The following is a 10454-nucleotide window of genomic DNA, read 5'->3' as shown; positions in this document are numbered from 1 at the left end:
CGGTTGCCGAAGCTGGCGAAGATGTTCCAGCTGATCGAGGAATGGACCGTGACCCTGCCCAAGTGGCGGGTGCTGGAGAAGCTGACCGCGCACCACATTCCGTGCGGGCCGATCCTGTCCCCGAAAGAGATCATCGAGGACCGCTCGCTCGCCGACAACGGCATGATCGTCGAGGTCGACCATCCCGAGCGCGGCTCCTTCACCACGGTCGGCAACCCCCTCAAACTCTCCGACTCACCCACCCACATCACCACCCCACCCCTCCTCGGCCAACACAACGAAGACATCTACGTCCATGAACTCGGCCTCTCCGCGGCCGAGTTGCCGCAGCTCAAGGAGCAGGGCGTCATCTGACCGACTCGACCGGAGTGAGGTAGCCCCACATGTCGACTTCCGTACCCCGAACCGCGACGGTCACCGACCGCCTCGTGGAAGCCAACCGCGCCTACGCCGCCGGATTCACCGACCCCGGCATGGGCGCCCGGCCCGTCCTGCGCGTGGCCGTCGTGGCCTGCATGGACGCCCGCCTCGACCTGCACGCCGCACTCGGCCTGCAACTCGGCGACTGCCACACCATCCGCAACGCCGGAGGCGTCGTCACCGACGACACGATCCGCTCCCTGACGATCAGCCAGCGCGCCCTCGGCACCCGCAGTGTGGCGCTCATCCACCACACCGGCTGCGGTCTGCAGACCCTGACCGAGGACTTCCGGCACGAACTGGAACTGGAGGTCGGCCAGCGCCCCGCCTGGGCGGTGGAGGCCTTCCGCGACGTCGACCAGGACGTACGGCAGTCCATCCAGCGGGTGCGCACCTCGCCGTTCCTGCCGCACACCGACGACGTGCGCGGCTTCGTCTTCGACGTCACGACAGGGCTGCTGCGGGAGATCGCCCCGAACTCCTGAGCCCCCCCGCACCGGTCGGGGGAGCGGTCGGCCGGGGTCAGTCGCCCCGGCCGACCACGGCGGCGATCTGCCGGCAGTAGAAGTCGGTGGTGTTGCGGGTGTGCCGGCGCATCAGTTCCTCGGCGCGGTCGGGGGCGCCCTCGCCGATGGCCTCGATGATCCTCGCGTGCTCGTTCCAGGCGTCCTTGCCGCGGGGCTTCGCGATGGGCATGTAGTACCAGCGCACCCGGCGGTCGACCTGGGGGATGAGCTCGGCGAGGACCGCGTTGCGGGACAGCAGCGTGATGTGGCCGTGCAGGGCGGCGTTCGCCTCCACGATGGCCCGGGCGTCCCCGGTGGCGAGGGCGCTCAGGCCGGTCTGCTGGAGCTCCCACAGGCGGGCGACGTCCCGGGGAGTGGCGTGCTGGGCGGCGCCGCGCGCGGAATGCGTCTCCAGGAGGGCCCGGACGCTGAGGAGCTGGGCGCACTCCTCGGTGGTGGGGGAGTGCACGAACGCCCCCTGGGAGGGGCGCAGGTCGACCCAGCCGGCGGTCTGGAGCCGTTGGAGCGCCTCACGGATCGGCTGCCGGCTCACCCCGAGGCTCTCGGCCAGCTCGGCCTCGACGAGGTGCTGGCCGGGGGTGAGCGAGCCGTTGATGATCAGTTCGGTGAGGGCCTCGTAGACCGCCTGGCGCAGCGGGGTGGGCCTGCTGATCGGGCCGTGGGCGGTCACGGTGGGTGTGTCGGGCATGGGCCCCGTCTCCCTCGTTCGACTGGTGGGTCGAGCCGTCAGGCGATCGCCTGGTCTTGCGCGGTCGCCTTCACATGCAGAATACTGTATGCAATCATCGTTCGACAGTGGACAAGCAGCCACGCCCGAGGGGGTCGCCCCGTGTCGTACCGCACCGCTCTCTCCGAAATCCTGACCGGCGTCGTCGGACCCGTCGCCGAAGCGACGGCCGTCCAGGGCCGGTTTCCCCGCGGCGCCGTGACGGCCCTCGGTGGCGCGGGACTCCTGGGACTCACCGTCTCCACCGAATTCGGCGGCGGGGGACGGGGGTTGCCCGAAGCCGTCGACGTCGTCGCCCGGACCGCGCGCGTCTGCCCGGCCACTGCGGCCGTGCTCCAGTCCCACTACGCGGCCGTCGCCGTGATCGAGGTGCACGGCGGCCCCTGGCTGCGCGCCGAGATCGCCGCCGGCCGCCATCTCGCCGGCCTCGCCCTCGCGGAGACCGAGGAGGAGGCGGCACTGGACGGGCCGGCGGCGGAGACCCAGCTCCTCGTGCCGCGCTCCGCGGCCACCCGGTCCGGTGACGTGGTGGCGCTGCGGGGCCGCAAGCAGCGGGTGGTCGCGGCGGGCGAGGCCGACCTCTACGTCTGGTCCTCCCGGCCTCTCGCCGCCGCCGACGGGCTGACCCTGTGGGCGGTCCCGGCGCACGCCCCGGACCTGTTCGTCCCCGCCCGGCCCGGCGCCGCCGGACCTCGCGGCAGCGGGACGTCCACGGTGTTCGCCGACCCGGTACTGGTGCCCGCGGAGGCGATGCTCGGCACCGACGGCGGCGGGCTCGACACCGTGCTGCGCACGGTCCTGCCGTGGCTGCTCGAACTGCGCGCCGCCGCCGGGACCCGCCGTCCACCGGCCCTCGACCCGGCCCTCGACCTCGCGGGCGCCCGCAGTCCCGCCGGCTCCCTCGCCGCGTCCTGAACCGTGCCCGGTCCGACGTCAGTCCTGATGCGTCCTGGCCGCGATCTGCCTGCGGTAGAAGTCGGCCGTGCGCTCGGTGTGCTTGCGCATGACCTCGCCCGCCAGCTCCGCGTCGCCCTTGGCGATGGCCCTGATGAGCTGGGTGTGCTCGTTCCACGCCTCCTTGCCGCGGGGCTTGGCGATGGGCGTGTAGTACCAGCGGACCTTCTGCCCGACCTGGGCGATCAGTTCGGCCAGCACGGCGTTGTCGGCGACGGCGGTGATGAAGTCGTGCAGCGCGGTGTTGGCGGCGACCAGCCGCTCGACGTCGCCGTCGGCGAGAGCGGCGATGCCCTCCAGCTGGAGCTCGTCGAGGCGCGTGATGTCCTCGGGCTTCACGTTCCGCGCGGCGAGCTGGGCCGAGTAGGTCTCCAGAACGGCCCGGACGCCGAGGAGTTGGGCGGCCTCCTCCTCGGTGGGGGAGTGGACGAAGGCGCCCTGGGCGGGCCGCAGATCGACCCAGCCGGCGGTCTGGAGCCGCTGGAGGGCCTCGCGCACCGGCTGACGGCTGACGCCGAGGTGTTCGGCGAGCTCGGCCTCGACCAGGTGCTGGCCGGGCTTGAGGGAGCCGTTGATGATCAGCTCGGTCAGGGCGTCGTACACGGCCTGACGCAGCGGTGCCGGGCGGGTGACGCGCCGGGACGCTGCGGCCGTGAGTGCCTCGCGCATGGTTGTCCCGTTCTGCCGCCGGTGTCGCCGGGCGGCGGCTCTGCCAGGTGGAGGCCGTCCGGAGGGTTGCCGACGGCCGCGTCAGCATACAGGTTTTGGTATGCAACCTGGCGGGGAGCGCGCCCGGGGCGACCCAGGTCCGCAGGCGCGGCGCCGTCGTCCGACGCTCCGCCCTCCACTGCGGCAGGGTTGTGTATACAGAAGTCTGTATGGAGTATTGTCCGAGTCTCCTGCATCCCTCGCCGGGGACCCGCGTGACGGAAGGCGAAGCGATCATGACGACCAGCGGGAGCGATGTGACGGTCGAGAGCGTGGTCCGGAGGGTGGTGGCCCGTCACCGGGAGGAGCGCGGCGCCCTGCTTCCCGTACTGCACGCCCTCCAGGCCGAGTTGGGGTATGTGCCGCAGGAGGCCGTGCCGGTGCTCGCCGAGGAGCTCAACCTCTCCCGGGCGGACGTGCACGGAGTGGTGACCTTCTACCACGACTTCCGCCGGGAGCCCGCCGGCCGCACCACCGTGCGCATCTGCCGCGCCGAGGCCTGCCAGGCCCTGGGCGCCGACCGGCTGGTGAGCTACGCGCGCGAGGCCGGACTGCCGCTGGGGGAGACCTCGGCGGACGGCTCGGTCACCGTCGAGCAGGTCTTCTGTCTCGGCAACTGCGCGCTGGGGCCCGCCGTCGAGGTGAACGGACGGCTCCACGGGCGAGTCGGCCCCGCCCGGCTGGGCTCCCTTCTCAACGGGACGGTCTCCTCATGAACAACGCATCCCACTCCACGGCCACCGTCTACGTTCCCCGCGACTCCGCGGCCCGGTCCGTCGGCGCCGACGAGGTCGCGCGGGCACTCCAGCACGCGGCGGACCGCGGCGACTTCGCCATCGACGTCGTACGCAACGGCTCGCGCGGCATGCTGTGGCTGGAGCCCCTGGTCGAGGTGGTGACGCCTCAGGGGCGCGTCGGCTACGGCCCGGTGGCCCCCGAGGACATCGACGGACTCCTGGCCGCGGGCCTGCTCGACGGCGCGGACCACCCGCTGCGCCTCGGCGTCGTCGACGAACTGCCCTGGCTGGCGAGCCAGAACCGCGTCACCTTCGCCCGGGTCGGCGTGACCGACCCCCTGTCCGCCGAGGACTACGAGGCGCACGGCGGCCTCGCCGGACTGCGCGCCGCCCTGGAGCTCGCGCCCGCCGACGTGGTCGCCGAGGTCACCGCGTCCGGACTGCGCGGCCGCGGCGGCGCCGGATTCCCGGCCGGCATCAAGTGGAAGACCGTCCTCGACTGCACGGACGAGCTGAAGTTCGTGTGCTGCAACGCGGACGAGGGCGACAGCGGGACCTTCGCCGACCGCATGGTCATGGAGGGCGACCCGTTCATGCTCATCGAGGGCATGACCATCGCCGCGCACGCGGTCGGAGCGAGCGAGGGCTACATATACATCCGCTCGGAATACCCGGACGCGGTGGCCACGATGCGCCGGGCCATCGGCATCGCCCGCGAGCACGGCTGGCTCGGCAGGAACGTCCTCGGCTCCGCCCTCCACTTCGACCTGCACGTCCGCGTCGGCGCCGGCGCGTACATCTGCGGCGAGGAGACCTCCATGCTGGAGAGCCTGGAGGGCAAGCGCGGCATGGTCCGCGCGAAACCGCCGATCCCCGCGATCGAGGGCCTGTTCGGCAAGCCGACCGTGGTGAACAACGTCCTCACCCTCGCCACTGTGCCCGTCGTCCTGGCCGAGGGCGCGAAGGCGTACGAGCAGCTCGGCGTCGAACGCTCCCGCGGCACCCAGGTGTTCCAGCTCGGCGGCAACATCGCCCGGGGCGGCATCGTGGAGACCGCCTTCGGCATCACCCTGCGCGAGCTCATCGAGGAGTACGGCGGCGGGACGCACTCCGGACGCCCGGTGCGCACCGCGCAGGTCGGCGGCCCCCTCGGGGCGTACCTGCCGGAGTCGATGTTCGACCTGCCCATGGACTACGAGGCGTTCGCGGCCGCCGGAGCGATGGTCGGCCACGGCGGCGTGGTCGTGTTCGACGACAGCGTGGACATGGCCGCCCAGGCCCGCTTCGCGATGGAGTTCTGCGCCGAGGAGTCCTGCGGCAAGTGCACGCCGTGCCGGGTCGGCGCGGTGCGCGGAGTCGAGGTGATCGACAAGATCGTCGCCGGCACCCACCGGGACGAGAACCTCGCCCTGCTCGAGGACCTCTGCGACCTGATGACCGAGGGCTCGCTGTGCGCGATGGGCGGGCTGACCCCGCTGCCCGTGCGCAGCGCCCTGACCCACTTCCCCGACGACTTCCTCGGCGGCCGTCGACTCCTGGACATCCAGCCCGTACAGGCGACTGGCCCCAAGACGGAGGGCACGGCATGACACTCCTCAAGGAACCCGACTTCGGCACCCCGGAACGGCCGGGCCCGGCCACGGTGTCCGTGGAGGTGGACGGTCTGCCGGTGACCGTCCCCGAGGGCACCTCGGTGATGCGCGCGGCGGCCCAAGCAGGCGTCGACATACCCAAGTTGTGCGCCACCGACAGCCTGGAGGCGTTCGGCTCCTGCCGGTTGTGCGTGGTCGAGATCGACGGCCGCCGCGGCACCCCGGCCTCCTGCACCACCCCGTGCGCCGACGGCATGAAGGTCAGCACCCAGACCCCGAAGGTGGAGAAGCTCCGCCAGGGCGTCATGGAGCTCTACATCTCCGACCACCCGTTGGACTGCCTGACCTGCCCGGCCAACGGCGACTGCGAACTCCAGGACATGGCAGGGGTGGTGGGCCTGAGGCAGGTCCGCTACGGCTACGAGGGCGAGAACCACCTCGACGCCGAGAAGGACACCTCCAACCCGTACTTCGACTTCGACCCGTCCAAGTGCATCGCCTGCTCCCGCTGTGTCCGCGCCTGCGGCGAGGTCCAGGGCACCTTCGCCCTCACCATCGAGGGGCGCGGCTTCGACTCCAAGGTCGCGGCGGGCGCGGGCGAGTCCTTCATGGACTCCGAGTGCGTCTCCTGCGGGGCCTGCGTCCAGGCCTGCCCGACGTCCACGCTCCAGGAGCGTTCGGTCGTCGAACTGGGCATGCCCACCAGGTCCGTTGTCACCACCTGCGCCTACTGCGGGGTCGGCTGCTCCTTCAAGGCCGAACTGCGCGGCGACGAACTCGTGCGCATGGTCCCGTACAAGGACGGCGGCGCCAACGAGGGCCACTCCTGCGTCAAGGGTCGCTTCGCCTTCGGCTACGCCACCCACCCCGACCGGCAGCTCAAGCCGATGGTCCGCGACCGGATCACCGACCCCTGGCGCGAGGTCGACTGGGACGAGGCGATCGGCACGGTCGCCCGCCGGATGCGCGAGATCCAGGAGCGGCACGGGGCCGGCGCGATCGGCGCCATCACCTCCTCGCGCTGCACCAACGAAGAGGTCTACGTCGTCCAGAAGATGGTCCGCGCGGCCTTCGGCAACAACAACGTCGACACCTGCGCCCGCGTCTGCCACTCGCCGACGGGCTACGGGCTGAAGCAGACCTTCGGCGAGTCGGCCGGCACCCAGGACTTCCGCTCGGTCGCCGAGGCGGACGTCATCATGGTGATCGGCGCCAACCCCACCGACGGGCACCCGGTGTTCGCCTCCCGGATGAAGCGACGGCTGCGCGAGGGCGCAAAGCTGATCGTCGTGGACCCGCGCCGCATCGACCTCGTACGCTCGCCGCACATCGAGGCCCGGCACCACCTCCAGCTCAGGCCCAGCACCAACGTCGCCGTCGTCAACGCCATGGCCCACGTGGTCGTCACCGAGGGACTCGTCGACCGGTCCTTCGTGGACCAGCGGTGCGAAGGCTTCGACGAGTGGGCCGAGTTCATCGCCCGCCCGGAGAACAGCCCGGAGGCCGTCGAGGAGATCACCGGCGTCCCCGCCGCCGAACTCCGCGCCGCCGCACGGCTGTACGCCGAGGCACCCAACGGCGCCATCTACTACGGCCTCGGCGTCACCGAGCACAGCCAGGGCTCCACCATGGTGATGGGCATGGCCAACCTCGCGATGGCGTGCGGCAACATCGGCCGCGACGGCGTCGGCGTGAACCCGCTGCGCGGCCAGAACAACGTGCAGGGCTCCTGCGACATGGGCTCCTTCCCGCACGAACTCCCCGGCTACCGGCACGTCTCCGACGACGCGGTCCGGACCGTCTTCGAGAACCTGTGGGGCGGAACCCTCCTGGCCGAACCGGGACTTCGCATCCCCAACATGTTCGACTCGGCCATCGACGGCACCTTCCGCGGACTGTTCGTGCACGGCGAGGACATCGCCCAGTCCGACCCCAACCTGAAGCACGTCACCGCCGCCCTCGAAGCGATGGAACTCGTCGTCGTACAGGACCTGTTCCTCAACGAGACGGCCAAGTTCGCGCACGTCTTCCTGCCCGGCGCGTCCTTCCTGGAGAAGGACGGCACCTTCACCAACGCCGAACGCCGCATCAACCGGGTGCGCTCGGTGATGCAGCCGAAGACGGGCAAGCACGAGTGGCAGATCGTCAGCGAGATCGCCACCGCCATGGGCTACCCGATGTCGTACGACCACCCCGGCCAGATCATGGACGAGATCGCCTCGGTCACCCCGACGTTCACCGGGGTGTCCTTCGAACTCCTCGACAAACTCGGCAGCGTCCAGTGGCCGTGCAACGAGGCGGCGCCCGAGGGCACGCCCATCATGCACGTGGACGAGTTCGTGCGCGGCAAGGGCAAGTTCGTCGTCACCTCCTACGTGCCGACCACCGAGCGCAGCACCCGGCGCTTCCCGCTGGTCCTCACCACGGGCCGCATCCTCAGCCAGTACAACGTCGGCGCGCAGACCCGCCGCACCGGCAACGTAGCCTGGCATCCCGAGGACGTCCTGGAGCTGCACCCGCACGACGCCGAGGTCCGCGGCATCAACCACGGAGACATGGTCACGCTGGCCAGCCGCGTCGGGCAGACCACCCTGCGCGCGGAGATCTCCGACAGGATGCCGACCGGGGTCGTGTACACCACGTTCCACCATCCCGTCACCGGCGCCAACGTGGTGACCACCGAGAACTCCGACTGGGCGACCAACTGCCCCGAGTACAAGGTGACCGCCGTACAGGTCGCGCTCGCCCGCCCCGACCGGTCGAAAGAGGCGGAAGCGGCCGGGAACGACCTCGTGACGGTGGTGGACTGAGATGACAGCGACCGTGCCGGCCGAGTGCCGGATGGCCAACGACATCGCGAGGAACCTCGGGCACCTGCCGGGGGAGGAGGCCGCGGAGGCGATCGCGGGGCACATCGGCAGGTTCTGGGATCCGCGCATGCGCAGGCGCCTCCACGAGCACGTGGACGCCGGAGCGGACGGCCTCGACCCCCTGGTGGTGGCCGCGGTGAAACTCCTGCGCTGACCTGTGCGGTCTCCTCCCTGTACATCACTGCGAACTGCATACAGTATGGAGTCAGTGATCCCAGGGGCAGGGAGGAGCCGCTCATGCTGTTCCGGCAGCTCGAGTACTTCGTCGCGGTGGCGCGGGAACGGCACTTTGCCCGGGCGGCGGAGTCCTGCTACGTCTCCCAGCCGGCCCTCTCGGCGGCGATCGCCAAGCTGGAACGCGAGCTGAACGTCACGCTGATCAACCGCGGCCACAACTACCAGGGCCTCACGCCCGAGGGCGAGCGGCTCGTGGTGTGGGCCAAGCGGATCCTCGCCGAACAGGACGCCTTCAAGGCGGAGGTGGCCGCCGTGCAGTCCGGCATCACCGGCACCCTCCGCCTCGGCACGGACCCCACGGCCTCCACCACACTGGCGTTGCCCGTGGCCGCCTTCTGCGCGGCGCACCCGCTGGCCAAGGTCCAGGTCCGCTCACGGCTGTCCACCAAGGAACTCCACCGCCAGCTCCGCGACTACGAACTCGACGTGGCCATCGCCCACTTCGACCCGGACGACCAGGAGGGCCTCCAGGTCGTCCCCCTCTACCAGGAGAGGTACATGCTGCTGGTCTCCGACGAGCAGCTCGTGGCCCAGTCCGCCACGGTGTCCTGGGCGGACGCGGCCCAGCTGCCGCTCGCGCTCCTGACACCGGACATGCGGATCCGGCAGATCGTCGACACCGTGTTCGCGGAGAAGGGGTACGTCGTCACCCCGCAGGTCGAGACGGACTCCATCGCCTCCCTCTACGCGCACGTGGGCGGCGGTGGCTGGGCGAGCATCGTGCCGCACACCTGGCTGCGCGCCATGCCGGTGGTCGGCCGCACCCGCGCGCTTCCCCTGGTCGACCCCGAGGCCGGCGCCCAGGTCTCGGTCGCCATCCACGCGGCGACCCCCGGCTCGGTGGCGGCCCGCGCCTTCGTCAACGCGGCGACCGGCCTGTCCCTGGACGACTTCTTCGCCCGCCCGCTGCCCCCCGAACACCGAGTCCGCTGAGCCTGCCGGCGGTTTGGGCCGACGCTGGCTCGCTCCGGCGGGTTTGTCGTGGTGAGGGTCGGGCCGGCGTTCTGGGGGCGGGGGCCTGCCTGGTGCGCGCTGAGCCTGCCGGCGGCAGTTTAGGGCCGGTGCGGGCTCGTTCCACGGTCGCCGCGGTACGGGCGGGGGCCGGCAAGCCCGTGGGACCGCCTGGTGCGTGCTGGTCTGCGGTCGTTGCCGGAGGTGCGGTGCCGGGCCCGTGCCGTCGTCCGGCCCACCGCCCAAGGCGGCTTCCTCCGCAGTGGTGACAGGCCGGCCCTCCTCACCGGCCCCGCACATGCACCGAGGACGCATCTCGTCGCGCCGTCTCCCGGGCCCGTACCAGCTTCCGTCTCGGCCGTCTCCGGGGTCTGCGCCGACGCGGCCACCGGGCTGCCGCCGACGCGATTTCCGTTGCCACTCCGGCTGCTTCTGGGGTGTGCGCCGACGCCGCATCGGCCCCCGCACAGGCACCGAGTACGCCGGACCGGCGGCCACATCCCGTCGCGCCGTTTCCCGGGCCCGTACCACCTGCCGGCTCGGCCGTCTCTGGGCGTCTGCGCCGACGCGGCCACCGGGCTGCCGCCGACGCGATGTCCGTTGCCACCCCGGCTGCCTCCGAGGTGTGCGCCGACGCCGCATCGGCCCGCAGCCAGGCACCTTTCGTCGGCGGCCCGGCCGCTCGCGGGGCAGCCCCGACGCGGCGACGGGCCCCCAACACCCGCCCGGAC

The 10454-nt window shown here is 71.6% G+C and carries 10 protein-coding genes; 8 read left to right on the top strand and 2 right to left on the bottom strand.

Annotation, left to right across the window (positions count from 1 at the left end; all coding sequences use genetic code 11):
* The coding region (locus AOJ26_RS22080; RefSeq protein ID WP_199828865.1) for a CoA transferase at positions 1-354 on the top strand (354 nt) is incomplete at its 5' end.
* 29 nt (positions 355-383) lie between these two features.
* Positions 384-905 (top strand): beta-class carbonic anhydrase, encoded by a 522-nt coding sequence (locus AOJ26_RS22075; protein WP_053850062.1) that lies wholly within the window; start codon positions 384-386, stop codon positions 903-905.
* A gap of 37 nt (positions 906-942) precedes the next feature.
* Here AOJ26_RS22075 and AOJ26_RS22070 read toward each other — a convergent pair whose 3' ends face one another.
* Positions 943-1635, bottom strand: a complete 693-nt coding sequence (locus tag AOJ26_RS22070) for a GntR family transcriptional regulator (protein ID WP_053850061.1) — start codon at positions 1633-1635, stop codon at positions 943-945.
* 141 nt (positions 1636-1776) lie between these two features.
* Here AOJ26_RS22070 and AOJ26_RS22065 point away from each other — a divergent pair, with 141 nt between their 5' ends.
* The gene (locus AOJ26_RS22065; RefSeq protein WP_053850060.1) at positions 1777-2589 is read left to right on the top strand and encodes an acyl-CoA dehydrogenase family protein; all 813 of its coding nucleotides are present in this window, start codon (positions 1777-1779) and stop codon (positions 2587-2589) included.
* Between the two features lie 18 nt (positions 2590-2607).
* Here the strand turns inward: AOJ26_RS22065 and AOJ26_RS22060 are convergent, their stop codons facing one another.
* Entirely contained in the window at positions 2608-3297 is a 690-nt protein-coding gene (locus tag AOJ26_RS22060) for a GntR family transcriptional regulator (RefSeq protein WP_053850059.1), read from the bottom strand.
* A gap of 275 nt (positions 3298-3572) precedes the next feature.
* On the opposite strand from AOJ26_RS22060, the gene AOJ26_RS22055 reads away from it, so the two are divergent.
* The 5 genes from AOJ26_RS22055 (at position 3573) to AOJ26_RS22035 (ending at position 9705) form a co-directional block, all read left to right on the top strand.
* Positions 3573-4052 (top strand): formate dehydrogenase subunit gamma, encoded by a 480-nt coding sequence (locus tag AOJ26_RS22055; protein WP_053850058.1) that lies wholly within the window; start codon positions 3573-3575, stop codon positions 4050-4052.
* Complete coding sequence (locus tag AOJ26_RS22050; RefSeq protein WP_053850057.1) at positions 4049-5662, top strand: formate dehydrogenase beta subunit; 1614 nt, start codon at positions 4049-4051, stop codon at positions 5660-5662. Before AOJ26_RS22055 ends, AOJ26_RS22050 begins: the two co-directional genes overlap by 4 nt.
* Positions 5659-8475 carry a formate dehydrogenase subunit alpha gene (gene fdhF / locus AOJ26_RS22045; RefSeq protein WP_053850056.1) on the top strand — a complete coding sequence of 939 codons (2817 nt, stop codon included), beginning with the start codon at positions 5659-5661 and terminating at the stop codon, positions 8473-8475. The genes AOJ26_RS22050 and fdhF overlap by 4 nt, the downstream gene beginning before the upstream one ends.
* A gap of 1 nt (position 8476) precedes the next feature.
* Positions 8477-8689 carry a formate dehydrogenase subunit delta gene (locus AOJ26_RS22040; RefSeq protein ID WP_053850055.1) on the top strand — a complete coding sequence of 71 codons (213 nt, stop codon included), beginning with the start codon at positions 8477-8479 and terminating at the stop codon, positions 8687-8689.
* Between the two features lie 83 nt (positions 8690-8772).
* Positions 8773-9705, top strand: coding sequence for a LysR family transcriptional regulator (locus AOJ26_RS22035; protein ID WP_053850054.1), 933 nt, complete (start codon positions 8773-8775; stop codon positions 9703-9705).
* The last annotated feature ends 749 nt before the right edge of the window (positions 9706-10454 follow it).

Origin of the sequence: Streptomyces sp. NRRL B-24085, from assembly GCF_001282115.1 — a bacterium.
In the GTDB taxonomy this organism is placed as follows: Bacteria; Actinomycetota; Actinomycetes; order Streptomycetales; family Streptomycetaceae; genus Streptomyces.
The sequence above is the reverse complement of the archived record's forward strand: the minus strand, read 5'-3'. Positions and strand labels throughout refer to the sequence as shown.

Excerpts from the sequence above, each read along its gene's own strand:
- AOJ26_RS22040 (WP_053850055.1), top strand. The coding sequence starts at position 8,477 with ATGACAGCGACCGTGCCGGCCGAGTGCCGGATGGCCAACGACATCGCG.
- AOJ26_RS22055 (WP_053850058.1), top strand. The coding sequence starts at position 3,573 with ATGACGACCAGCGGGAGCGATGTGACGGTCGAGAGCGTGGTCCGGAGG.
- AOJ26_RS22060 (WP_053850059.1), bottom strand. The coding sequence starts at position 3,297 with ATGCGCGAGGCACTCACGGCCGCAGCGTCCCGGCGCGTCACCCGCCCG.
- fdhF (WP_053850056.1), top strand. The coding sequence starts at position 5,659 with ATGACACTCCTCAAGGAACCCGACTTCGGCACCCCGGAACGGCCGGGC.
- AOJ26_RS22075 (WP_053850062.1), top strand. The coding sequence starts at position 384 with ATGTCGACTTCCGTACCCCGAACCGCGACGGTCACCGACCGCCTCGTG.
- AOJ26_RS22035 (WP_053850054.1), top strand. The coding sequence starts at position 8,773 with ATGCTGTTCCGGCAGCTCGAGTACTTCGTCGCGGTGGCGCGGGAACGG.
- AOJ26_RS22070 (WP_053850061.1), bottom strand. The coding sequence starts at position 1,635 with ATGCCCGACACACCCACCGTGACCGCCCACGGCCCGATCAGCAGGCCC.
- AOJ26_RS22050 (WP_053850057.1), top strand. The coding sequence starts at position 4,049 with ATGAACAACGCATCCCACTCCACGGCCACCGTCTACGTTCCCCGCGAC.